Raw genomic sequence first — 25,729 nt, 5'->3', positions numbered from 1 at the left:
ATGAACAAACGCCTGTACCGTATCGTCTTTAACAAAGCCCGCGGCATGCTGATGGTCGTCTCCGAGCTTGCCCGGGGCTGCTCGGGCACCTCGCCCTCTTCCGGGATCGGACGCAGCCTTCAGCGCCTTGTCTGCCGCGTCGGGGCGCTCAGCCTCGCCCTGTGGCTGGCCTCCGGCGCGATAGCGGTACAGGCCGCGGGCATCGTGGCGGACGCCTCCGCGCCCGCGAAGCAACAGCCCACCGTCATCAGCAGCGCGAACGGTACGACGCAGGTGAATATCCAGACCCCGTCGGCAGGCGGCGTCTCCCGCAATACCTACAGCCAGTTCGACGTGGGCCGGGATGGGGTGATCCTCAACAACTCGCATAAAAACACCTCAACCCAGATCGGCGGCATGGTGACCGCCAACCCGTGGCTGGCAAAAGGCGAGGCGAAGGTCATCCTCAACGAGGTGAACGCGCGCAACCCGAGCCAGCTCAACGGCTACATTGAGGTGGCCGGACAGAAGGCCGACGTGGTCATCGCCAGCCCGTCCGGCATCACCTGCGACGGCTGCGGCTTTATCAACGCCGGGCGCGCCACGCTGACCACAGGCACCGCGCAGATGCAGGACGGCCGGATAACCGGGTATCAGGTGGAGCGCGGTGACATTATCGTTAACGGCAGCGGGCTGGATTCCTCCCGGCAGGAGCACACCGACATCATCGCCCGGGCGGTACAGGTGAACGCCGCCATCCACGCGCAGGATCTGCGCGTCACCACCGGGCGCAACGCGGTGGATGCGGACCATGAAAAGGTCACGGCCCTCGCGGGTGGCGGTTCGGCAAAACCCGTACTGGCGCTGGACGTCGCGCAGGTTGGCGGCATGTACGCCGGAAAAATCCGCCTGCTCGGCACGGAAAAAGGCGTCGGGGTACGCAACGCGGGCAATATCGGCGCGGAAGCCGGGACGGTCACCCTCTCCGCCGACGGACGCATTGAAAACAGCGGCAACATCACCGCCCGGCAGGATATCCGCCTCACCACGAACGAGAGCCTTAACAGCAGCGGCACGGTTTACGCAGGCGGCAACGCCACGGTAACGGCTGCGGGCGCGCTGCACCACGACGGTTTTCTGGCCGGGGCGGGCAGCGTGAAGGTTGAAGCAGACCGCGTTAACGGCACCTCGCAAAGCGTGCTGGCGGCCGGACTCAACGCTGACGGCAGCGTTGCTGACAGCGGGGACCTGACCGTCACCAGCCGCGGCCTGCTGAGCCTGCAGGGGCAGCACCAGGCGGCGGGCGACGCGCGCCTGACCGGCAGCAGCCTCGATCTGCACGGCAGCCGGACCGCCGGGCGCAACGTCACCCTGAACGCAAAGGGCAAGGACGTCACCACCGCGCAGGCTACCGTCAGCGCGCGGCAGACGCTGGCGGTACAGCAGGCCGCCACGGTGGACAACCGCGGAGGCGCGCTCGGCGGCGAGACGCTCACTCTTGATGCCAGCCGCCTGCTCAACGCCGGGGGCCAGCTGGTGCAGACAGGCACGAGCGACATGACGCTCGCCCTGCGGGACGGGCTGGATAACCAGGACGGCGCCATCAGCAGCAACGCAAAGCGGTTCACCATCGACACGGCAACCCTGAACAACACGCGCGGCCAGCTGCTGCACGGCGGCGAGCAGTTCACCGTTTCCGCCAGCAGCGTACAGGGCAACGGCGGCGACCTGTTCAGCAGCGGCAGCCTGACGTTACGCGCGGGCCAGCTGCAGATGGACGACAGCGTTACCCAGGCACAGCGGCTGACCGTCGATGCCGACAGCCTGTCGCACCGCAGTGGGACAATGCTGCAGCTCGGCGACGACGCAATGTCGCTCACCCTGCGGGGCGGGCTGGATAACCAGGACGGGCAGATTATTGCGCAGAACGGCGGCCTGACCTTCCGCGCCGCGCAGGTCAACAACCGGCAGGGCACCCTCGCCGCCGCCGGCGCGCTGACCGGGAAAAGCGCCGCCTTCGACAACACCGACGGCCTGATCCAGACAAACGCCGCCCTCACGCTCGACACGCAGGGGCAAACGCTCATCAACCAGCAGGGCAGCGAGCGCGGGGGGATTTTCAGCGGCGGCAGCCTGACGCTCCACAGCGGCGAGCTGAATAACGCGCAGGGCCTCATCGCGGGCGGCGGCGACGTCAGCATCGACACGCAGGGCCAGGCGCTCAACAACCAGAACGGCGCGATTCAGGCCGCCGGGCAGGCCGCGCTTCGCGTCAGCGAGCTGGACAACCGCCGCGGCAGCATAGCGGGCGGCGCGATCGACGTTCAGGCCACCGCCCTGCTCAACCAGGACGGCGAGCTGCTCTCTCCGGGCGATATCCTGATTGCCGCCGGACTGACGGACAACACCGCGGGCCTGATGCGCAGCGGCGGCACGCTGTCCGTCACCGCGCAGTCGCTGCTGAACGACGCCACCTCCGGTGAAGATCGGGGCATTGAGGGCGATACCGTCAGCATCGTCAGCCAGACCGTTAGCAACGCGGACGGAGCCATGCGGGCTGGCCGACAGCTTGCCCTCAACGTGACCACCGCGCTCAATAACGCCCTCGGCCTGCTCTCCGCCGAACGGCAGCTGGACGTCAGCGGCGGAAAAACGCTCAGCGTTACCAATACCGGCGGCACGCTGATCGCCGATGAAGGCGTGAGCCTCACCGCCCGCGACCTCAGCGGCGACGGCGAAATCCTCTCTCTGGGCGATCTCGCTCTGACTCTTGCTCAGGCGTTCACCAACAGCGGGCGGATCATCGCGGTCGGCAACGCCGACATCAGCGTTGCCAAGGCGGTGAGCAATAACGCGCAGATTCAGGCGGGCGGCACGCTGACGCTCGCGGCGAACAAGCTGACCAACAACGCTGACGGCGAGATCAGCGCCGGTGAAAACCATCTTGCGATCAAGAACGCCGTAACCAACAAAGGCCTGCTCGACGGCGGCCTCACCTGGATTGAGAGCGGCTCGCTCACCAACGCCCCTTCCGGGCGCATCTACGGCGACCACGTCGCCATCGCCACCGGCACGCTGAATAATTCCGGCAACGGCAAAAAGGCACCGGTCATCGCCGCGCGGTCGCGGCTGGACATCGGGGCGCAGACCGTGACCAACGTGGAGCACGGCCTGATTTACAGCGACGGCGACATGGCGATCGGCGGTACGCTTGATAAGAACCACACGGCCAGCGGGCAGGCGCAGCTGATCGACAACCACAGCGCGCGCATCGAGGCCGGCGGCAGCCTGCGGCTTGACGTCGCCACGCTGAACAACATTAACGACCACCTGACCACGAAAATCGTCACCACCGAAACCAGCAAGCGTCACGAGATGACGTACCAGGGCGACATCGTGCGCTACGACTGGAGCGAGGTCGATCTCAGCAAAAAGGATAAGTACGGCGTCCACGACGCGCAGACGCCGGACGGGAAAGGCGGCAAGGAGTTTTACGAGTACGACTACACCCGCAAGGTGCAGGAGACGAAGGTCACCCGCAGCGATCCGGGCCAGATTATCGCGGGCGGCAACATGGCCATCACCGCCGGACAGATAACCAACCGCGACAGCCAGATTGTGGCAGGCGGCACGCTCAGCGCGCTTGCAGACCGGATTGATAACGAAGCCACCACCGGCGTGCGCATCACCACCGATACCGGCACCCAGACCCGCTGGTACGCCAAAAAGAAGAAGAAAAAGATAGGCGGCACCAAAACGACCCAGGGCAAGGACCGGAGCAGCTACGCACCGGCCCCGCTGACGGAGACGATTGACCTCGGCATTCTCGCCTGGCAGGGCAACGCCAGCGTGACCGGCTCGGGCACCGTGATTACCGCCCGGGACGACGTTCAGATCAACGGGCCGGACAGCGCGCGCGGCGACAGCAGCGTCTCCCCGGTCGTTATCGTTCCGGTCACCGCCAGCGGCGAAACCCCGCGTGAAATCCGGGTGCAGACCCCCGACGTCCGCCTGCCGGACAGCAGCCTGTACGTGGTGCACCCGGAAAGCAGCGCGGGTTACCTGGTGGAGACCGATCCGCGCTTCGCGAACAACCGCGAATGGCTCGGCTCGGATTATATGATGAGCCAGCTGACCCGCGACCCGGACCGGATCCTGCGTCGCCTCGGCGACGGCTACTACGAGCAGAAGCTGATCCGCGATCAGGTTATGGCCCTGACGGGGCAGCGTTTCCTCGGGAATTACGCCAGCGACGAGGCTCAGTATCAGGCGCTGATGGACAACGGCGTCACCTTTGCTCGCCAGTACAACCTGGTGCCGGGCGTCGCCCTGACGCCGGAGCAGATGGCCCAGCTCACCACCGACATGGTGTGGATGGTGACGCAGACCGTCACCCTGCCGGACGGCAGCCGCGAAGAGGTGCTGGTGCCGCAGGTGTATGCCCGCGTGCAGCCCGGCGACGTTGACGGCAGCGGCGCGCTGCTCGCCGGACGCCAGATGGCGCTGGACGTGGCGGGCGACCTGACCAACAGCGGTACCCTCGCCGGGCGCGAGCGCGCGCAGGTTTCCGCGCAGAACATCAGCAACACCGGGCGAATGGACGCCGGGGCGCTCAGCCTCGCCGCTCGGGATGACATCATCAACACCGGCGGACAGCTCTCCGGGCGGGACATCATCAGCCGCAGCACGATCACCACCAACGCCGACGGCCAGTACATCGACCGTCTGGCCACGGTGTTCGTGCAGAACGAGAACGGCACGCTGCAGCTCGCCGCGCGCAACGACATTCGCCTGGACGCCACCCAGGTCAACAGCCAGGGGGACGCCCTGCTGCAGGCCGGGCACGACATCACCCTCGGCGTGCAGACGCTGACCCACAGCGAGGACAGCCGCTTCGGCAAGGACACCTGGCGCACCCTGACCCGGCATGAGGATGCGGGCAGCAGCATCACGGCCAGCGGCAACCTCACGCTCGCGGCGGGCAATAACCTGATCGCCACCGCCGCCGCGCTCGACGCCGGGAAGGCGCTGATGGTGCAGGCTGACAACGACGTCACCATCAATGCCGGACGGAGCGGCTACCACCTCACCGAACACAGCAAGCAGCAGAGCAGCGGCCTGCTCTCGGGCAAATCGCTGGAGACCCACGACGAGACCCTGGTCAACCGCGCCACCGCCTCCCGCCTGGGCGGCGACAGCGTGACCATCGTCAGCGGCCGGGACCTCACCGTCAGCGGCAGCCAGGTCATCGGCACGCAGGACGTGGCGCTTGCCGCCGGGAATAACCTGTCGGTGACCACCGCCGAAGAGTCCTCGCAGGAACTCCACTGGCGCCAGGAGAAAAAAACCGGCCTGTCCGGCACGGGCGGCATCGGCGTCAGCTACGGCAGGCAGAGCCTGAAAATTACCGACACCGCGCAGGACGCCACCCATCTCGGCAGCACCCTCGGCTCCGTTAACGGCAGCGTTACCCTGAGCGCGGGCAACGCCCTGAGCGTCCACGGCTCCGAGCTGATTGCCGGGCAGGACATGACGCTCGCCGGGAAAAACGTCAGCATCACCGCCGCCGCCGACAGCGGCACCCAGACCCACACCGTCGAGCAAAAAACCTCCGGCCTGACCCTCGCGCTCTCCGGCGCTGCGGGCGGCGCGCTCGACAGCAGCGTCCGCACCCTGAAGCAGGCCGGTGAAACCGGCAACGACCGCCTCGCCGCCCTGCAGGCGGTGAAAGGCGCGCTGACCATCGGACAGGGCGCCCAGTCCGTCCTGCTCGACCAGGCCACCGGCAACCAGAAGGGCAACGACGACACCGTCGGCGTCAGCCTCTCCTACGGCAGCCAGTCGTCGACCTCCACCCAGACCAGCACCCAGACCACCGCCAGAGGCAGCAGCCTCACCGCCGGGAACAACCTCACCGTGGTGGCTACCGACGGCGACCTGCTGGTTCACGGCAGCCAGCTTGACGCGCAGAACGACCTCTGGCTACAGGCCAGCCGCGACGTGAACCTGATTTCCGCCCTCAACACCTCCACGCTCGACGGCAAAAACGAAAGCCACGGCGGCAGCGCGGGCGTCGGCATCGGCTACGGCTCCGGCGGCGTTGGCTTCAGCGTCTCCGCCAGCGTCAACGGCGGCAAGGGCACGGAACGCGGCAACGGCACCACCCACACCGAATCCATGCTGAACGCCGGAGAGACGCTCAGCATCGTCAGCGGACGCGACGCCACCCTCGCCGGGGCGCAGGCCAGCGGCAAAACCGTGGTGGCGGATATCGGGCGTAACCTGACCCTCGCCAGCGAACAGGACACCGACAGCTACGACAGCAAACAGCAGAACGCCAGCGCGGGCGGCAGCTTCAACATTATTGGCTCCATGAGCGGCTCCGCCAGCGTCAGCTACAGCCGCGATAAAATGACCAGCGACTATGCCTCCGTGAAGGAGCAGACCGGCATCTTCGCGGGCACCGGCGGGTTCGACATCACCGTCGGCGACCACACCCAGCTCGACGGCGCGGTTATCGCCTCCACCGCCGCCGCGGACAGGAACCGTCTCGACACCGGCACGCTCGGCTGGACCGACATCCATAACGCCGCCGAATACGACGTGCAGCACCAGAGCGCGGGCATCAGCACCGGCGGCAGCATCGCCGGGCAGTTCGCCGGGAACATGGCGAGCAACCTGCTGGTCGGGGCGGACAGCAGCGGCAGCGCGGAGGGCACCACGCGCGCGGCCATTGAAAACGGCACGGTGGTGGTTCGCGATACCACAAGCCAGACGCAGGACGTGGCGGACCTGAGCCGCGACACGGAAAACGCCAACGGCAGCATCGACGCCATCTTCGACAGGGAGAAGGAGCAGCGCAGGATGGAGGAGGCGCAGCTTATCGCGGAAATCGGCATGCAGGTGGCGGATATCGCTAAGACGCAGGGGGAAATCGCGAAGCAGGAGGCCATGAAGGACCCGGCCGCGCTCAGCGCCGCGGAGGAGAAGCTGAGGGCCGGGGGCAAGAGCAACCCGACCCCGCAGGAGATAGCCGAACAGGCCGGACGCACGGCGATGGAGCAGTACGGCACGGGCAGCAACATGCAGCGCGCCATCCAGGCCGCCACCGCGGCCGCGCAGGGTCTGGCGGGCGGCGACATGACCGCCGCGCTGGCCGGAGCCGCCGCGCCGTACGTGGCGGAGATTATCGGCCACCGGATGGGGCTGGAGAAGAAAGGTAAAGAGGCCGAAAAGGCCGCCGCCCACGCGGTGGCGAACGCCGTGCTGGCGGCGATGCAGGGCAAGGACGCGCTCGCGGGCGCGGCGGGCGCGCTGGCCGGAGAGCTGGCGGGCAGTATTGCTCTGCAGCTGTATGACAAGGATTTGGACAAGCTTGATGAGACGGAGAAGCAGACCATCAGCGCACTGGCAACCCTTGCCGCAGGGATAGCGGGCGGCGTAGCGGGAGACGGCACGGCAAGCGCTATTGCGGGGGCGCAGGCCGGGAAGACGGTGGTTGAGAATAACCTGATGGCCGGGAGTGAAGATGCACAGGTTGCGTGGCTACAACAGCACGGAACTGATATGGCGAGCTGTGCAGACGCCCCCTCTTCAGCAAGCTGCCAGAAAGCAATGAATGAACGGGATGCCGTCGGACTGGCACTGGCAAGCGGTGGCGTGGCGTTATTGCCCGGTGGTGCTCAGGTAATGTGGGGGCTTGGTGCTGGTGCTAATGCCGGGGTCAGTTACTGGGCAGATGGCGCAATTGATCCAGCGAATGCCGCCATTGCTGGTTGGGTAAACGTATTCAGTGTGGGGAACGGAATTGTCGGTACTGTTGGCTGGAATGCGGCGGGTGGTGCGTTGGGTAACTGGATTGACAATAAAGATCCGCTTTCTGGTGCAATTTCAAATGGTATTGGTTCTGCTACTGGGTATGGTATCGGCAAGGGGATGACTTGGGGTGTAGATAAGATTACAAATGCAGTAGGGAAATGGGTAACAAATGGCTGGAATCCTAAGTACGATCCTACGTGGATAAAATATGCTGAAGTAAATCGTAACGATATCATTCGAGAAGGCATGAAAACGAGCAATATTCCGGGAATGGCTGGAGATATAGGTGGTTCTGTAGGATCCGAGCTAGGAGGAAAAGCAACAGAAAAAGTATCAGAGGAACTTAAGAAATGAAATCTTCTTCTCGTGTATTAATTGGTAAGTTTATTATATGCGGATCAATTCTCTTTTTCAGCTGTATTGGCATGATCCTAGTTGGCATAACAACGAAGCTAGCGTTTATCTCGTTATCATGGTTTCAAAGCGGTTTTTTTGAAATATTGTGGAGCGATATTTTTTATGCAGCGCAGCTAGGGGGAGTAGGTGGCCTTATATTGGGTTTGGGTTGGGTTGTATTATATCTTTTTAAGATGAAAGGATTTTAGTTGAGAATAACTAGCTATCCGGTGATAAGGCTCGCGAAGCAGCAAAACAGGCTGCTGAATCTCTAAAAAATCAGATCAGGGAAAAGCTGGGTGAAGGTACAACATCTGCTATCGCAAACGCCATTATCAATGGCCTTGCTGATACGGGTGATGCGGCACTAGGTTCAGCAGATTATGCAGCTGATGCGGCCATGGCGCTGGCTGCCTGTGCGGCGGGCGATAGCTACTGTAGCAAGGCGCTGAGCGACCTGTCCGGTAAGAATCAGGCGATGGCGGATATCGCTAAAACGCAGGGTGGAATCGCGAAGCAGGAGGCCATGAAGGACCCTGCCGCGCTCAGCGCCGCGGAGGAGAAGCTGAGGGCCGGGGGCAAGAGCAACCCGACCCCGCAGGAGATAGCCGAACAGGCCGGACGCACGGCGATGGAGCAGTACGGCACGGGCAGCGACATGCAGCGCGCCATCCAGGCCGCCACCGCGGCAGCCCAGGGACTGGCGGGCGGCGACATGACCGCCGCGCTGGCCGGAGCCGCCGCGCCGTACGTGGCGAAAATCATCGGCCACGGGATGGGGCTGGACGAAAAAGGCAGGGAGGCCGAAAAGGCCGCCGCCCATGCGGTGGCGAACGCCGTGCTGGCGGCGATGCAGGGCAAGGACGCGCTCGCGGGCGCGGCGGGTGCGCTGGCCGGGGAGCTGGCGGGCAGTATTGCTCTGCAGCTGTATGACAAGGATTTGGACAAGCTTGATGAGACGGAGAAGCAGACCATCAGCGCGCTGGCGACACTTGCAGCAGGAATAGCGGGCGGCGTTGCAGGCGACGGCACGGCAAGCGCCATTGCAGGGGCGCAGGCCGGAAAGACGGTGGTTGAGAATAACCTGATGGCCGGGAGTGAAGATGCACAGGTTGCGTGGCTACAACAGCACGGAACGAATATGACGACATGTTCCGATAATCCTTCCGGGACTGAATGCCAGAAAGCACAGAACGAAGCCAATGCGGTAGCATTTGCAATGGCATCAGCAGGGCTTATTTATTTGCCAGGAGGAATGCAGGTGACTTCAGGTATTGGTGGAGTCGCTAATGCCGGAGTGCAATACCTTGTTAATGGTGAAATAAATCCAACGGATGTCCTGATAGCAAGTTATGTAGGAGCATTTACTGCAAATACAGGAGGCTGGGGAACTGTAGGCTGGAACGCGGCAGGTGGTGCAACATCAAATTATTTTAAAGGAGATGATCCGTTTACAGGTGCAGCCTGGGGAGCTTTAGGTGCAAGTGCTGGTTATTTAGGCGGGAAATACCTTATTCAAACCCCATTAAATAAAATATTAAACCCTTCATGGAAAAGTTATGAGTGGGTCAGCATGGATATGGGTATAAGTAAGCCAATGCTATTTGATGTGCGCCCTGCAGTATGGGGTGGTATTTTTAGTTCTTCTGCCACCGAAGGAGTTGCACAAGGTGGACCAAAGCTCATTGAGTTAAAAAATAATGGAGAATCAAAATGAAAAAAGAATTACTTATAATTGCATACATGGTTTTTGTAGGAAGCATACTCCTTTTTTTATTTGTTTTTTTAGGGCGTTTTCTGATTTGCTGGATTAATCACCTTGCATTTCCTTTAGAGGAAACACTCTTATTAAGTTTAAAAATTGGACTATTCGGAGGGAGTCTAGGAGGTATTAGCTCTTTAATAATCCGAAGGAGATAGTCGATCAGTTGGTCACATGGTCACATGGTCACATGGTCACATGGTCACCGCACCGTATGTTGAGGAGAATATCAAGCACCGGATGGAACTGAAGAAAGAGGTAATGAGGTAGAAAAAAGCTGCCACCCACATGGTGGCCAATGCTGTGCGGGCGGGGATGCAGAAGACGGCACGGCAAGCGCCATTGCGGGGGCGCAGGCCGGGAAGACGGTGGTTGAGAATAATGCGCTGAGTCTGCCGTCACGAATGATGAGTTACGGACAGGCAGCAGCCTCGTGGAATCATTACGCAGAAACTAACGGGCTGTCGGCTGAAGAGAAACAGGCCGGGCTGGATAAAATAGCCAAAGGTGATTTACCGGAAGGGGCGAATATCACGAAGGCTATTGTGGAAGGTTATCAGGATGGTGTGATGATTGCCGGGGCTTGGTATCTGGGTCCGGCAGCAACGGCGGGTAAGGTTATTGGTGGTGGAGTTCTTGGTCTGACAGCTAACGGTGGCTATCAATACTATGATCTGAGCAAGCCGGGAAATGAAGGTAAATCGTGGGATTACCTGGGAAGTGCCACCTCATTCACTATGGGGACACTTGCTCCGGGCCGCGGTATATGGGCAAATACGGGTATTGCAATGGGCGGGGCAGTATTTACAGATGGACCAAATGGCGCAGCTATCGCGGGAGCCGGACTCAGTGCATGGTCAGGTGGTACATTTGGAAAATTTGGTCCATTCTCAAGCGAAGTTAACGATATTTTTGGTGCTTTTGGCGGTGAATTTATCAGCAACAAAGTGAAAGATGCAGGGAAGAAGGAATGAAGATTAAGAAAATGACAAAACCGTCTTTATGGATGTTTCTGGGAAGTACTGCGTATTATTTCGTGGCATTTTTAGTGTTTGCTTTTATTGCTGATTGTGCGATTAGAATTTGGTATGAAAGCGGTTTTGTTTTTACTAAAAAAAATGTTACTGATTTACTTGTGATTAGCGGAATCGTTGGGCTTGCTGCGGGTTCAAGAACATGGTTTTTTGCCTGGCTGGACGAACGCAAAGCCCGAAAATCTCCCCCACCTTCAGATCCTGATTGAAATTAGTAATAATCCCCATCTATGTGGTGGGGTGTTTAGAAAACCAAACATGATCGTCACACCATGAATGAAAGATGGAACAAAAAATGGAATGTATAAAATGTAAAGGTTTAGAAGCAAACAAAGAGTCTGGATTGTGTGATGTTTGTGAAAACGAGGAGTTAAGTAAAATTAATGGACTATTATATCTTCCTGCTCTGGGGCTCCTCCTGGGTGTTATTGGTAGTGCTATTGATTTTTACAGCTTCACCATGACCGCATTCAATTATTTCCATAGAACTGGCTTTTTATCTTATTACGCTATGGGGGCATTTGCGTTTCTGATATGTGGATTCATTGTTTCCCTTTATGCAACGTGGTTGTTTTTTAGACGCAAGATTGGAACTCGAAAAGCCATGATCACTTATTATGCAACAGGACTGATTGTTGCTCTCTATCTTACTGTATTACCGGCTATTCTTTTTGATGTACAGCTGGATTCAGGAAATATCAGATTACTAGTGAGTGGAATATTTGGTGTTGTTATATGGATACCTTATTTTATTTATTCCAAAAGAATTAATATTGTTTTTTGTCGGTAGCTATGTCTGATTAATGACTTTGTTGTTGAGAATAACTCGCTGGTGCATGTGCTGGCAGCAGCTGAAGCGAACAAACCGGGAACAGTAGAGAAATGGCAGGAAGAACAACAGGCTGCGATTAAGGAAGCCTGTAGCGGCAGTACCCCAGTTTCGTGTGAAACAGCCGTTGCTGCAATGGGAAGCGCTATGGTATGGCCGTTATGACCTGAAGCAGGAGATGACCCGATGAAAGGTGGGGTAATCAGCGGAGCGGCATCAGGGTTAGGCTATGGTGTCGGAAAGTTAATTCAGGGACGATTTGATAAAGTCTTTAATCCAATGAAACCGTGGAAAGACTGGATCTGGACTGATGTTGGGATGGGAGTATCAAAACCTTTACCAATAGATCCCTTACCGGGCACAACTGGAATTATATTTGGCTCTGGCACATATGAATTTTCGAATGATCAGGCAGGTAAGTGGGTTAAAAAGTACGCGGAGGGGGGGGGAATGAGGAATAATATTTTTAAGGTTCTACTTACTTTCTTGTATCTCATTTTCACTCTAATGCTCGTTTTCTCATTATGGTTTATACTCGTCCAAATTAGGTCTGAGTTATTTTATTCAGGAAAATTTAGCTTCTCAAATATTAATTTTATGAAAGCAATAAAATCAGGTATCTTTTGTGGACTTCTTGCAGGGTCTAGTTGTGGATGGATTCATTATCGACGGTACAGTCATAGAAAAAAAAGATAGCACATCAAATCCCGGCCACTGAGCCGGGATCTCTCTTTTAAGTGTCAATTACCACGCTTAATCACTGGCACATCACCTAAATCATTCAGCGCCCCAGGAAACGTCTTCAACCAGTCAGCCACTTTTTGTTTATTTATATACACCATACTCATACCTTCCAGGCAACCCCATAGTTCGCGTGTATGTTGTGGCGTGATCACGATGCAATCCTTCATCACACGGATTTTCACCGGCATGCCATCAATGAAACCTGCGTTCGACAACCACTGCCCGCTAAGGGGAAGGTAGTTTCTGTCCATCCGGGAATAGAGTTCACAACAGGCCGAACTGTCCTCCGGCGTTTCAGCTCTGGGATGTAAAGAAGCGGCATCAGTCCGCTTGCCATGGAGGCGACGGGCATCTTTTTTGTGCACCGGCTCGCGAATATCGTTATCACTCTCAAATACTGCAATTTCTGTTTGGGCAATAGCCCGCTCTGGCATAGAATTCTTCGCAGCCATAATCAACTCCTCATTAGTTGTTTGTGGTTAGCGGTATATCGGTGCGTCAACACCTTTATACCGCGTTCATACCGTTTCACTTTCACTACATATTATTCACAGCCTGTATTGCTGATTTTTCCTGCGCCCATTATACCTCTATGGATAAAGATACAGCACTGCGTTACGGGAAACGTTTAATAAATGCGAGGCGGCTCGTAAAAATAATACAACAGGCTGTAACAGCTCATATTAAATAATCTCGGTAAATATTTTCAGGGAATGAAATCTTGCGAGCCGCTTTCCAGTTTTGAATCCTTATCCTCACCCTCACTTTTCATCTGCCACAAAGAGCGTTATAAACCTGTGTATCTATACAGGCATGAGAACAAAACTATGACACTGGAAAAAGGGATTTATAACCTGGTTGAGGATTTCATCACTGCTGGTCGGCCCTCTTCACGCCTTATGAGCATAGAAGATCGACGATCGGGGTATGTTGCCAGTATAGCGCTTGCCGGAGAAACCGAGCAGCGGGTAAAAGTGGAAACGCTAAAACTGGAAGATCTTACCGTTAAGGTTTTTTCACCTCTGAATGCCCCCACGGCACTACCGGCTGTCATCTACTATCATGGCGGCTGCTTTGTCAGCGGCGGTTTTGAAACGCACGATAATCAACTTCGTCAGCTGGCGTGCTATGGCAATTGCCGCGTTATAGCAGTCCAGTACAGGCTTGCGCCCGAACATACTTTCCCTGCCGCCCACGATGATGCAGAGAAAGGTGCAGATCTTGTCTGGCATTATGCAGACCAGCTAGGCGTGGATAAAAATCAAATTACGCTCTGCGGAGACAGTGCGGGAGGACATCTGGCGCTGGTAACGTCGCTGCGGCTCAAAGCAAAAGCGCTCTGGCAACCTGCACAACTTATTCTTATCTATCCTATGCTTGACGCCACTGCGAGTTTTGAAAGTTATTCCCTGAATGGAAAAGATTACGTAATTACCCGTGATACGCTGCTCAGTGGTTATGAGATGTATCTTGCGAAGATAGGCCGTCGTCACCCAGAAGCCAGCCCCCTGTGGCGCGATGATTTTCACGGCCTACCGCCTGTGCATATTATTACCGCTGAGTATGATCCGCTTTGCGATGAAGGCGAAGCGCTCCATCAGCGCCTGACAGAGCAAGGCGTAACATGTACCGCCCAGCGATGGCTGGGAGTCATCCACGGCTTCTTCCAGCTTGGGGGAATTAGCCCCTCAGCACGTGACCTTATGCGGGATATCGCCTGGCGGATTAACCTCGCCCGGCGATAACAAAGAGAAGATTACTCCTCCTCATTCCCCCCTTCCTCAAACGCGCCAAAGGGCTTCGCGGGAAGGACGATGTAGGTGCCTTCAAACACCGCGCCCGGCGTTTCATCGCCGAACAGCTCAACCTGCATCTGCACGCGTGCCTTGCGGCCGCGGGCCAGACGGTCAAGATCGCCGCCGAGCGCGCCGAGATCGGCCACCGCGCTGGGCTTGCCGCTGATAGGCGCACTGTAGCGAATGTGGGCATCCGCCAGGATGATGGTGCCGCCAAGGTGGCGTTCGCGCAGCATCAGCCAGATCAGACCCCAGCCGGTGAGGGTCGCCAGCGAGAACAGGCTACCGGCAAACAGCGTGTGGTGCGGGTTCTGATTGCCGATTTCCGGCATGGTGGTAATGAACTTTTGCCCGGTGTACTGCTGGATGCGCACGCCCATTTTCTCGCTCAGCGGAATGTGCTGGTACCAGGCCTGCTGCAGCTGCCCGCACCAGTCGGCGCGGTGAAGAATGTCGTCCAGGGTGGCGATCGGTTTGATCATCAAAAAGTGACGAATCGGCGTGGTTTGCGGCGCGGTGATTTCGCCCTGGTTCACGAAGCCCAGCTTGGCAAAAAAATCCATTGCGTCTTCACGGGCGCTACAGGTGACGCGCTTAACCCCTTCCTGGCGGGCGACGGACTCAAGCGTCATGGCGATCAGCGTGCCCAGCCCTTTATCCTGAACGGACGGGTGTACCGCCATAAAGCGAATCGAGGCTTCGTTATCGCCATTGATGTACAGGCGACCGACGGCGACGAGGTTGCCCTCTTCATCCACCACCATCTGGTGGTGCGCCATGGCGTCCCAGGCGTCGCGTTCCGAGCCTTTCGGCTGGTGGAGTGGCTTACGCAGCATTTCCCAGCGGAACTGGTAATACGCTTCTAACTCTTCTTCCGTTTGCGGTACTCGAAGGTGATACATAGCTGTACTCTCTCTTGTTACCCGCGGCCACGCCGCCAGCTGGCTCATACCTGGAGCCAGAACGTCACGGGGCCATCGTTCACCAGCGATACCTGCATATCCGCGGCGAATCGTCCGGTTTGTGTATTCATTTCCTGCTGGCGACAGCGCTCAACAAAATAGTCGTAAAGCGCTTCTGCGCGATCCGGCGCGGCGCCTTTGGAGAAACTCGGCCGCATGCCGCGCTCGGTATCCGCCGCCAGCGTAAACTGGGACACCACCAGCACGCTGCCGCCCGCCTGCTGAACGTTCAGGTTCATCTTGCCTTCCGCATCGCTAAAGATGCGGTAGCCCAGCACGCGCTCGCACAGGCGGTTCGCCTTTTGTTCGTCGTCATCCTTTTCGACACCTAACAACACCAAAAGTCCTGGGCCAATTTCACCCGTCACCTCGCCCTCCACGGTGACGCTGGCACGGGTTACGCGCTGAATCAATGCAATCATGGTTGGTCTGCTTCTTGTCGTTTTTCAGCTTCTGCTGCTTTTTTGAGTTCACGGTATACGCCGAGAGTGACAGTAATCTCTGCACCAAGCAAGACGATACACCACGTCCAGTAAACCCAGACAAACAAAATGGGGATCACCGCCAGCACGCCGTAAATCAGCTGGTAGGACGGGAACATGGTGATGTAGAGGGCAAAGCCTTTTTTACCCAGCTCAAAGAGCAGCGCCGCGACCAGCGCCCCTACCACAGCATCGCGGTTGGGCACGCGCGTGGTTGGTACCACGCTGTACAGCAGCCAGAAAGAGAGCCACGACAAAATCAGCGGGAAGATGCGCAGAACGTTGTCGATCACGGTATTCAGATCGCTCGCCCAGCGCAGCGAAAGAAGGTACGAGCTGATGGCGAGGCTTGCCCCGGCCAGCAGCGGGCCGAGCGTTAAAATCATCCAGTAGACGGCGAACGAATAAACCTTGGGCCGCGCTTTTTTACTTCGCCAGATGGTGTTGAGCGCGCTATCAATGGCGTACATCAGCAGCAGCGCCGTGACGATAAGCCCGCACGCACCTACCGCCGTCATCTTGCTGGAGTTGGCCACAAACTGCTCAATGTAGTTCTGGATGATGTCGCCGGTCGCGGGGATGAAATTCGCGAAAACAAAGTGGCGAAGCTGCACGCTCACGTCCGCAAACATCGGGAAGGCGGAAAACAGCGCAAAGATAACGGCCACCAGCGGCACCAGCGAAAGCAGCGACACGTAGGCGAGGTTCCCCGCCAGCGTGGTCATGTTGTCTTCGTCAATACGGTGCCAGAGGAGTTTCAGCCACGCACGCAGCGGTCGAGTGTGGTGCGTGGCTTTTTGATGAACGGTTTTTAGCATAGCTGCTTCGCAAAGTAGTTCGGTATCGTCTCTTTCCCGGTCACCAGAATTGACGTGATACCTAACTGGTTAGCTCCCTCTATATTATCGGCGTTATCGTCGAAAAAGACCGCATCGGCCGCGCTAAATCCTTCAGCCTGGAGTACGGCCTGATAAATCCGCGCTTCGGGTTTACGCATCCCCATCTCCTGAGAGAGGTAGATCTTATCCGCCGCCGCCCGGACTTCGGGATACTCGTCAGGCCAGAACGTCGTATGCAGGCGGTTGGTATTCGACAGCACCACAACCCGATGCCCCTGTTCGCGCAGTTTCTGCATAATGTCGATGACTTCCGGGCGGATCGCGACAAATACCGCCTGCCAGCCGTGGGAAAACTGCTCGTAGCTTAACGAGAGCCCCATTTCCTGGCAGAAGCGTTCTGCAAACGCTTCATCGCTAATTTCACCGCGTTCGTGCTGATGGAAGGTGTCACTCATTGCGAAATTCTGTTTTAACGTCGCCAGCGGAACACGGCTAAAATCGCTCCATGCGCCCAGTACCCGGTTAAAATCGATGTCGACGATGACATTTCCTAAGTCAAAGATATAAAGCATGTTTATCTCCTTTCGCCGTGGAAAATTAACTGTAGCGGGAAAGAGAAGGTTTGGCTATGCGCCAGATTCAGCTTAAAGAAAGGAAAGGCCCGACTGAAAAAAACGGGCCAAAGGTAGGTCAACCCGCCTGCTGTTCTTCTCCGGAATGGACTTCAACCACTTCGACCTTGCTGGATTTGAGGTGATTTTGCAGCGCCGAGCCCGGCAGTTCATCGGTGAAGAGCGCGGTGGCCTGCGCCACGTTACCAATTTCAACCGCCGCGGAGGCATGGTATTTCGTATGATCGGCCGCCAGTAAAATGTGGCGCGAGTGGGCGATCATGGTTTTCACCACGCTGGCTTCGTTGACGTCAAATTCCATCATCGCGCCGTCGTGTTCAATCGCCCCGACGCTGGTCACGAGGTAGTCCGCCCGGAAGCCGGACACAAAGGCCGTCGCCGCCGGGCCGATAATCCCGCCGTTATGCGCGCGCAGCGTGCCGCCGGGCACCATCACTTCGAAACGCGGATTTTTATAAAGAATATGCGCCACCCGCAGGCTGTTGGTGATGATGCGCAGATGGTTGTGGTTCAGCAGCGCCCGGGCCACGTGCTCCACGGTCGTCCCGATAGTGATAAAAATGGTTGAGCCATCGGGAATATAATCCGCAATCGCTTCGGCAATCGCCCGCTTCTCTTCGGTCAGTGAAACCTCACGCTGCTCAAATGCCGTGTTCACCACGCTGGATGCCCTGCCCGCGCCGCCGTGATGACGCGTGATCAGCCCCTGCTCGCTCAGCTTGCGAATATCCCGGCGCACCGTCTGCGTCGACACGTCCAGCAGCTGCGCCAGTTCATCAATATTCATATAGCCACGATCGGCAATCAGCGTCAGCAGCTGATCGTGACGCGGGTTACCGGTCAGTTCGGTAAGGCTCATGGGCTGTCCTCTGAAAACCATCACGCCCCGCATTTTATACAAAAAGTGACAAAAAAGAGCGGGTTTGATCACAGTCAGGTATCCCCGCGCGTCCGCCGGGCCTTGTGCATTTCAGGGCGGCAACGGCGCTGGCAAAGCGCACGGCGTCGGCGGCGGGCGTTTGCTGCCCCAGACTGACCGCCAGCGCGCCGTGGAAAACATCGCCCGCACCGGTGGTATCAACGACGTCGACCTCAAAACCGGGCTGATGACACACCGCGCCGTTTTCAAGCCAGAAGCACCCGTCTCGTCCCTGCGTGACATACACATGTCCATTTGTGAGCGTTTGTGCTCTTTTCAGCGCCTCTTCTGTTTCATCCAGCTGCGTAAGGCGCCGTAGCCCGGGCGCGGAGAACGCCGCGTGATCGCTTAAGGCAATCAGATCCCCAATGTCCTGCGGGGTGACATCCGCATCAAGCAACGTCGGTACGCCCTGCTGACGGGCCAGGGTAAATGCCTGTTTTGCCCCGTCATGCCAGCGCACGTCTGCTAAGACAATATCCCACTGGGAGAAGTCGATTTCATGCAGCCAGTCTGCCCCGGCGGGCAGATCGGGACTGGGGTAGTTGGCAATCACTCGTTCTCCGCCTGCGTCCACCAGCACCGCGGATTGTGACGAGCGGGCACCTTTGAATACGCGCGTGTAGCGGGTGTTCACCCCCAGGGATTCCAGCTCCGCGAGCAGCCTTCTGCCGGTCTCATCGTCCCCCACGCGGCCAATAAAATCCACGCTTGCGCCCAGTTTAGCCGCCGCCACCGCCGCAGTTGCCGCCGGGCCGCCGCCCACCTCCGTATAGTCTTTCGCGACATATTTCCCACCTTCCTTTGGTAAATCATCGAGATACCAGATGCGATCCAGCACGGTAATGCCGACACAAACGATGCGAGTCATGGTAATTCCTTCTGCGTTTTCTGATGTGCTCATTTTAATTTCACCAAATGTTTAAAAAGTGACCCATGTCTATTTTTTGACTATAAATTACAAATACGATCAAAAACAGACAACAAAAACGCGCAGAAATTGACACGATGTGACAGGAGAGAAGCATGTCAGCAATCGCATTTATCGGTTTAGGGCAGATGGGCGCGCCAATGGCGAAGAATCTGTTGAAGCACGGCCACCGGCTACAGGTTTTTGACGTGAACCCGCAGGCGGTTCAGGCGCTGGTGGAGAGCGGCGCACGGGCGGCGGCTACGCCCGCTCAGGCCGCAACGGACGCCGAATTCGTCATTACCATGCTGCCAAACGGTGATCTGGTGCGCCGCGTGCTCTTCGGCGAGCACGGCGTGTGCGAAGGGCTATCCCGCGACGCGCTGGTGATAGATATGTCCACCATTCATCCGCTGCAAACCGACGCGCTGATCCGCGACATGGCAGAGCAAGGCTTCAGCATGATGGACGTGCCTGTCGGGCGTACGTCCGATCACGCCATCGCCGGAACCCTGCTTCTGCTGGCGGGCGGCACGGCCCAGCAGGTTGAGCGCGCCACGCCGGTGCTCATGGCGATGGGCAACGAGCTGATTAACGCCGGCGGGCCGGGCATGGGCATCCGCGTGAAGCTTATCAATAACTATATGAGCATTGCCCTGAATGCGCTTTCCGCCGAAGCCGCCGTGCTGTGCGAAGCGCTCGGCCTCTCCTTCGACGTGGCGCTGAAGGTGATGAGCGGCACGCCCGCGGGCAAAGGCCACTTCACGACCTCGTGGCCGAACAAGGTGCTGAAAGGGGATCTCTCACCCGCCTTCATGATCGACCTGGCGCATAAGGATCTGGGGATCGCGCTCGACGTGGCCAACCAGCTCCACGTTCCGATGCCGCTGGGCGCGGCTTCCCGCGAAGTTTACAACCAGGCCCGCGCCGCCGGGCGCGGTCGCGAAGACTGGACGGCCATTCTTGAACAGGTTCGCGCATCCGCCGGGCTGAAAAAATCACACTGATACGAAAAGGACTGAGGAATGACGATGTACACCCTGAAAGATATCACCCGACCTTCCGGCGGTTTTGCGATGCTGGCCGTGGACCAGCGCGAAGCGATGCGCCTGATGTTTGCCGCTGCGGGCGCGCAGGTGCCGGTAACCGACCAGCACCTGACGGATTTTAAGGTCAGCGCGGCGAAAATTTTGTCTCCGTACGCCTCTGCGATCCTCGTTGACCAGCAGTTCTGCTACCGCCAGATTGTGGAACAGCAGGCCGTTGCCAAAAGCTGCGCGATGATTGTCGCGGCCGACGAGTTTATCCCGGGGAACGGTATTCCGGTGGACAGCGTGGTGATTGACAAGAACATCGACGCGCAGGCGGTCAAACGCGACGGCGGCAAGGCGCTGAAGCTGCTGGTGCTGTGGCGCAGCGACGAAGATCCGCAGCAGCGCCTGGAGATGGTGAAGGCGTTCAATACGCTGTGCCACAGCAACGGGCTGCTTAGCATCATTGAGCCGGTGGTACGCCCGCCGCGTCGCGGTGCCGCCTTTGACCGCGAGCAGGCGATTATCGACGCGGCAAAAGAGCTAGGCGACAGCGGCGCGGACCTCTACAAAGTGGAAATGCCGCTCTATGGCAAAGGCACGCAGCAGGCGCTGCTGGCCGCCTCGCAGAAGCTGAACGCGGAAATCAACATGCCGTGGGTGATCCTCTCCTCCGGCGTGGACGACAAGCTCTTCCCGCGCGCGGTGCAGGTTGCCATGCAGGCGGGGGCGTCAGGCTTTTTAGCCGGTCGCGCCGTATGGTCGTCCGTGGTGGGCCTGCCGGATACCGACATGATGCTGCGCGACGTCTCCGTGCCGAAACTGCAGCGTTTGGGTGAGATCGTCGACGAAATGATGGCTCGCCGTTAAGAAAGGATCTGAACATGAAATGGTTTAACACGCTGAGCCACAACCGCTGGCTCGAACACGAGACTGACCGCATTTTCGACTTCGGCAAAAACGCCGCCGTACCGACCGGCTTTGGCTGGCTGGGCAATAACGGGCAGGTGCGCAGCGACATGGGCACGCACCTGTGGATCACCGCCCGCATGCTGCACGTGCACGCGGTGGCGGCAAACATGGGTCGCCCCGGCGCGTACGCCCTGGTTGAGCACGGCATTAACGCCCTCAACGGCCCGCTGCGCGACAAGCGGCACGGCGGCTGGTACGCCTGCGTGAACGATGAAGGGGTGATTGACGCCTCCAAGCAGGGCTATCAGCACTTCTTCGTGCTGCTGGGCGCGGCAAGCGCCGTGACCACCGGCCACCCGCAGGCGCGCCAGCTGCTGGACGATGCGATTGAGGTGATCGAGCGCTATTTCTGGAGCGAAGAGGAACAAATGTGCCTCGAATCCTGGGATGAGGCCTTCAGCAAAACCGAGGATTACCGCGGCGGCAACGCCAATATGCATGCCGTGGAAGCCTTCCTGATCGTTTACGACGTCACGCACGACCGCAAGTGGCTCGACCGCGCCCTGCGCATCGCCTCGGTGATTATTCACGACGTGGCGCGCAAGGGTGAGTACCGCGTTAACGAGCATTTCGACACTGACTGGAACCCGATCCGCGATTACAACATCGACAATCCTGCCCACCGCTTCCGCGCCTACGGCGGCACGCCGGGCCACTGGATCGAGTGGGGCCGCCTGATGCTGCACCTGCGCGCCGCGCTGGAAGCCCGTTTTGAAACCCCGCCGGAGTGGCTGCTGGAAGATGCCAAAGGGCTGTTCCACGCCACCATTCGCGACGCCTGGGCACCGGACGGCGCAGACGGGTTTGTCTACTCCGTGGGCTGGGACGGCAAGCCCATCGTGCGCGAGCGCGTGCGCTGGCCGATCGTCGAGGCCATGGGCACGGCCTATGCGCTGTATACGGTCACCGGCGAGGCGCAGTACGAAGCCTGGTATCAGACGTGGTGGGATTACTGCATCAAGTACCTGATGGACTACGAGAACGGTTCCTGGTGGCAGGAGCTGGATACCAATAACGAAGTGACCACCAAAGTCTGGGACGGCAAGCAGGATATTTACCATCTGCTGCACTGCCTGGTGATCCCCCGCCTGCCGCTGGCACCGGGCTTAGCCCCTGCCGTAGCCGCCGGATTACTGGATAGCCTTGCCGAATAATAAAGACGGAGTTTTTATGCGTACCCTACACAATATAAATCTGGAAAATAATGAAAATGGTTTCACCCTCAGCTGGGAGAACCGCCTGATTTTGTCCCACACCGCGGATGCGCCCTGCCTGTGGATCGGCGCAGGTGAGGCTGATATTGAGATGTTTCGCGGCAATTTCAGCATCAAGGACAAACTGAACGAAAAGATCGCGCTGACGGACGCGACCGTCACGCAGCAAAGCGCGGGCTGGGCGATCCGCTTTACCCGCGGCGATGCGGTCAGCGCCACGCTGCTGGTGGGCGTGGATGCGGAAGGCCGTCTGGAGCTGAAGCTTAAAAACGATGCCCACCGCCATAACCGCATCTGGCTGCGGCTGGCGGCCCAGCCTGAAGATCACATTTACGGCTGCGGCGAGCAGTTCTCTTATTTCGATCTGCGCGGCAAGCCGTTCCCGCTGTGGACCAGCGAGCAGGGCGTGGGCCGCAACAAGCAAACCTACGTGACCTGGCAGGCCGACTGCAAGGAGAACGCGGGCGGCGATTACTATTGGACCTTCTTCCCACAGCCCACCTTCGTGAGCACGCAGAAGTACTACTGCCACGTGGACAACAGCTGCTACATGAATTTTGACTTCAGCGCGCCGGACTTCCACGAGCTGGCGTTCTGGGAAGATAACGCCACGCTGCGCTTCGACTGTGCGGAAACCTACATCGATCTGCTGGAAAAACTCACCGGACTGCTGGGGCGCCAGCCTGAACTGCCTGACTGGGTTTACGACGGCGTGACGCTGGGTATTCAGGGCGGCACCGAGGTCTGTCAGCAGAAGCTCGACGTTATGCGCAAAGGCGGCGTGAAGGTGAACGGCATCTGGGCGCAGGACTGGTCCGGCATCCGCATGACCTCCTTCGGCAAGCGCGTGATGTGGAACTGGAAGTGGAACAGCGAGCTGTATCCGCAGCTTGATGAGCGTATTCAGCAGTGGAAGCAGGAGGGCGTGCAGTTCCTCTCCTACATCAACCCGTACGTCGCCAGCGACAGAGATCTCTGCGAAGAGGCGGCGAAGCGCGGCTATCTGACCAAAAATGCCGACGGCGAGGACTACCACGTCGAGTTCGGCGAGTTCTATGCGGGCGTTATCGACCTGACCAACCCTGAAGCCTACGACTGGTACAAAGAGGTCATCAAAAAGAACCTGATCGAACTGGGCTGCGGCGGATGGATGGCCGACTTCGGTGAATATCTGCCGACCGATACCTTCCTGCACAACGGCGTCAGCGCGGAGATCATGCACAACGCGTGGCCAGCCCTGTGGGCCAAATGTAACTACGAGGCGCTGGAGGAGACCGGCAAGCTCGGCGAGATCCTGTTCTTTATGCGTGCAGGCTACACCGGCAGCCAGAAGCATTCCGTGATGATGTGGGCGGGGGATCAGAACGTCGACTGGAGCCTCGACGACGGCCTGGCCTCGGTCATACCCGCGGCGCTGTCTCTGGCGATGACCGGCCACGGCCTGCACCACAGCGACATCGGCGGTTATACCACTCTATTCGAGATGAAGCGCAGCAAAGAGCTGCTGCTGCGCTGGTGCGATTTCAGCGCCTTCACGCCAATGATGCGCACGCACGAAGGCAACCGCCCTGGCGATAACTGGCAGTTCGACGGCGACGCGGAAACCATCGCCCACTTCGCGCGCATGACCACCGTGTTCACCACGCTGAAGCCGTATATCAAAGCCGCCGTCGCGCAGAACGCCAAAAGCGGCCTGCCGGTAATGCGCCCGCTGTTCCTGCACTACGAGGACGACGCGCGCGCCTACACGCTGAAATATCAGTACCTGTTTGGCCGCGATCTGCTGGTGGCACCCGTTCACGAAGAGGGGCGCACGGACTGGACGCTCTATCTGCCGCAGGACAGCTGGGTGAATGCGTGGACCGGGGAGTGCTGCCAGGGCGGCGACGTGACCGTTGATGCTCCGCTCGGCAAGCCGCCGGTCTTCTATCGCCAGCACAGCGAATGGGCAGATCTGTTTAGCACCTTACGTCATATCTGATAAGGCTCGCCCGCGGGGAAACCTGCGGGCAGACGGAGAACAATAATGAGTCAACATACTTCCGATCCGGCAACCCTACGCCTGCCGTTTAAAGAAAAACTCGCCTACGGAATGGGCGACCTCGGCTCTAATATCCTGCTGGATATCGGCACCCTGTACCTGCTGAAATTTTATACCGACGTGCTGGGGCTGCCGGGCACCTACGGCGGGATCATCTTCCTGATTGCCAAGTTCTTTACCGCCTTCACCGATATGGGCACCGGGATCATGCTCGACTCCCGGCGCAAGATTGGCCCGAAAGGGAAGTTCCGGCCGTTCGTGCTGTACGCGGCGTTCCCGGTGACCCTGCTGGCGATTGCCAACTTCGTCGGCACGCCGTTCGAAGTGACCGGCAAAACGGTGATGGCAACCGTGCTGTTTATGCTGTACGGCCTGTTCTTCAGCATGATGAACTGCTCTTACGGCGCGATGGTGCCCGCGATTACTAAAAACCCGGACGAGCGCGCCTCGCTGGCCGCCTGGCGCCAGGGCGGTGCCACGCTCGGCCTGCTGCTGTGCACCGTCGGCTTTGTGCCGGTGATGAACCTGATTGAGGGCAACGACCAGCTTGGCTACATCTTTGCCGCGACCCTGTTTTCGCTGTTCGGGCTGTTCTTTATGTGGTGGTGCTACAAAGGGGTGACCGAGCGTTACGTTGAGGCACAGCCCGCTAATCCGGCGCAAAAGCCGGGGCTGCTGCAGTCGTTTCGCGCCATCGCCGGGAACCGCCCGCTGTTTATCCTCTGCATCGCTAACCTGTGCACGCTGGGCGCGTTTAACGTCAAGCTCGCCATTCAGGTTTACTACACGCAGTACGTGCTGAACGACCCGATCCTGCTGTCGTATATGGGCTTCTTCAGCATGGGCTGCATTTTTATCGGCGTCTTTATGATGCCGGGGGCGGTGCGACGCTTCGGCAAGAAGAAAGTCTATATCAGCGGACTGGCCATTTGGGTGGCGGGCGATCTGCTTAACTATTTCTTCGGCGGCGGCTCGGTGAGCTTCGTGGCGTTCTCCTGCTTGGCGTTCTTCGGTTCCGCGTTTGTGAACAGCCTGAACTGGGCGCTGGTCTCCGATACCGTGGAGTACGGCGAGTGGCGCACCGGCGTGCGCTCCGAGGGGACGGTCTATACCGGGTTCACCTTCTTCAGAAAGGTTTCCCAGGCGCTAGCGGGCTTCTTCCCCGGCATTATGCTGACGCAGATCGGCTATGTGCCCAACGTGGTGCAATCCGCCGGCACGGTTGAGGGGCTGCGGCAGCTGATTTTTATCTACCCAAGCCTGCTGGCGGTCATCACCATCGTGGCGATGGGCTGCTTCTACAACCTCAACGAGAAGATGTATGTGCGCATCGTCGAAGAGATTGAGCTGCGCAAACGTACGGCCTGAA

The 25,729-nt window shown here is 58.5% G+C and carries 18 protein-coding genes and 1 pseudogene; 12 read left to right on the top strand and 7 right to left on the bottom strand.

Translation table 11 applies throughout. The features are described 5' to 3' along the window. The 6 genes and pseudogenes from DBY73_RS19505 to DBY73_RS22195 all read left to right on the top strand — a co-directional run bounded on the left by DBY73_RS19505 (window position 1) and on the right by DBY73_RS22195 (window position 12,514). Window positions 1-8,151 carry a hemagglutinin repeat-containing protein gene (locus DBY73_RS19505; protein WP_112012722.1) on the top strand — a complete coding sequence of 2,717 codons (8,151 nt, stop codon included), beginning with the start codon at window positions 1-3 and terminating at the stop codon, window positions 8,149-8,151. A gap of 442 nt (window positions 8,152-8,593) precedes the next feature. After that, a complete protein-coding gene (locus DBY73_RS19495; protein ID WP_181573266.1) occupies window positions 8,594-9,910 on the top strand; it encodes a VENN motif pre-toxin domain-containing protein in 1,317 nt (438 codons plus the stop codon). 362 nt (window positions 9,911-10,272) lie between these two features. Continuing rightward, a pseudogene (locus DBY73_RS19490) lies at window positions 10,273-10,929 on the top strand (VENN motif pre-toxin domain-containing protein); the annotation flags it as partial. Next, entirely contained in the window at window positions 10,926-11,198 is a 273-nt protein-coding gene (locus DBY73_RS19485; RefSeq protein WP_112012717.1) for a hypothetical protein, read from the top strand. The pseudogene DBY73_RS19490 and the gene DBY73_RS19485, both read left to right, overlap by 4 nt. A 74-nt stretch (window positions 11,199-11,272) precedes the next feature. Next, window positions 11,273-11,779 carry a DUF2569 domain-containing protein gene (locus tag DBY73_RS19480; protein WP_258458749.1) on the top strand — a complete coding sequence of 169 codons (507 nt, stop codon included), beginning with the start codon at window positions 11,273-11,275 and terminating at the stop codon, window positions 11,777-11,779. Window positions 11,780-12,004: 225 nt separating this feature from the next. Continuing rightward, window positions 12,005-12,514, top strand: a complete 510-nt coding sequence (locus tag DBY73_RS22195) for a hypothetical protein (protein ID WP_181573265.1) — start codon at window positions 12,005-12,007, stop codon at window positions 12,512-12,514. Window positions 12,515-12,558: 44 nt separating this feature from the next. Here DBY73_RS22195 and DBY73_RS19470 read toward each other — a convergent pair whose 3' ends face one another. Next, window positions 12,559-13,014, bottom strand: a complete 456-nt coding sequence (locus DBY73_RS19470; protein ID WP_112012716.1) for a SymE family type I addiction module toxin — start codon at window positions 13,012-13,014, stop codon at window positions 12,559-12,561. Between the two features lie 375 nt (window positions 13,015-13,389). Here DBY73_RS19470 and DBY73_RS19465 point away from each other — a divergent pair, with 375 nt between their 5' ends. Continuing rightward, window positions 13,390-14,307 (top strand): alpha/beta hydrolase, encoded by a 918-nt coding sequence (locus tag DBY73_RS19465; RefSeq protein ID WP_112012715.1) that lies wholly within the window; start codon window positions 13,390-13,392, stop codon window positions 14,305-14,307. An 11-nt stretch (window positions 14,308-14,318) separates the two neighbouring features. Here the strand turns inward: DBY73_RS19465 and fabY are convergent, their stop codons facing one another. From fabY to DBY73_RS19435, 6 genes are all read right to left on the bottom strand, one after another. Then, entirely contained in the window at window positions 14,319-15,260 is a 942-nt protein-coding gene (fabY, locus tag DBY73_RS19460; protein ID WP_181573264.1) for a fatty acid biosynthesis protein FabY, read from the bottom strand. Window positions 15,261-15,304: 44 nt separating this feature from the next. Further along, window positions 15,305-15,742: a D-aminoacyl-tRNA deacylase gene (gene dtd / locus DBY73_RS19455; protein ID WP_112012711.1), complete on the bottom strand. Its 438-nt coding sequence runs from the start codon at window positions 15,740-15,742 to the stop codon at window positions 15,305-15,307. Beyond that, a complete protein-coding gene (locus tag DBY73_RS19450; RefSeq protein WP_112012710.1) occupies window positions 15,739-16,620 on the bottom strand; it encodes a virulence factor BrkB family protein in 882 nt (293 codons plus the stop codon). Before DBY73_RS19450 ends, dtd begins: the two co-directional genes overlap by 4 nt. Beyond that, window positions 16,614-17,213 (bottom strand): glucose-1-phosphatase, encoded by a 600-nt coding sequence (gene yihX, locus DBY73_RS19445; protein ID WP_112012708.1) that lies wholly within the window; start codon window positions 17,211-17,213, stop codon window positions 16,614-16,616. Before yihX ends, DBY73_RS19450 begins: the two co-directional genes overlap by 7 nt. Before the next feature lie 118 nt (window positions 17,214-17,331). Then, window positions 17,332-18,132, bottom strand: coding sequence for a DeoR/GlpR family DNA-binding transcription regulator (locus DBY73_RS19440; protein ID WP_112012706.1), 801 nt, complete (start codon window positions 18,130-18,132; stop codon window positions 17,332-17,334). 34 nt (window positions 18,133-18,166) lie between these two features. Further along, window positions 18,167-19,063: a sugar kinase gene (locus DBY73_RS19435; protein WP_112012704.1), complete on the bottom strand. Its 897-nt coding sequence runs from the start codon at window positions 19,061-19,063 to the stop codon at window positions 18,167-18,169. A 155-nt stretch (window positions 19,064-19,218) separates the two neighbouring features. Between DBY73_RS19435 and yihU the strand changes: the two genes are divergently transcribed. From yihU to DBY73_RS19410, 5 genes are read left to right on the top strand one after another with little or no spacing between them, the layout of a single operon-like run. Continuing rightward, window positions 19,219-20,109, top strand: a complete 891-nt coding sequence (yihU, locus tag DBY73_RS19430; protein ID WP_112012703.1) for a sulfolactaldehyde 3-reductase — start codon at window positions 19,219-19,221, stop codon at window positions 20,107-20,109. Window positions 20,110-20,127: 18 nt separating this feature from the next. Next, on the top strand, window positions 20,128-21,003 hold the full coding sequence (gene yihT, locus DBY73_RS19425) for a sulfofructosephosphate aldolase (protein WP_112012701.1): 876 nt from the start codon (window positions 20,128-20,130) through the stop codon (window positions 21,001-21,003). A gap of 14 nt (window positions 21,004-21,017) precedes the next feature. Beyond that, entirely contained in the window at window positions 21,018-22,259 is a 1,242-nt protein-coding gene (gene yihS, locus DBY73_RS19420; RefSeq protein WP_112012699.1) for a sulfoquinovose isomerase, read from the top strand. Between the two features lie 16 nt (window positions 22,260-22,275). Next, window positions 22,276-24,300, top strand: coding sequence for an alpha-glucosidase (locus tag DBY73_RS19415; RefSeq protein ID WP_112012698.1), 2,025 nt, complete (start codon window positions 22,276-22,278; stop codon window positions 24,298-24,300). A gap of 45 nt (window positions 24,301-24,345) precedes the next feature. After that, window positions 24,346-25,728, top strand: a complete 1,383-nt coding sequence (locus tag DBY73_RS19410) for an MFS transporter (protein ID WP_112012697.1) — start codon at window positions 24,346-24,348, stop codon at window positions 25,726-25,728. The last annotated feature ends 1 nt before the right edge of the window (window position 25,729 follow it).

This window comes from Enterobacter sp. RIT418, from assembly GCF_003057745.1.
In the GTDB taxonomy this organism is placed as follows: domain Bacteria; phylum Pseudomonadota; class Gammaproteobacteria; order Enterobacterales; family Enterobacteriaceae; genus Enterobacter.
The sequence above is the reverse complement of the archived record's forward strand: the minus strand, read 5'-3'. Positions and strand labels throughout refer to the sequence as shown.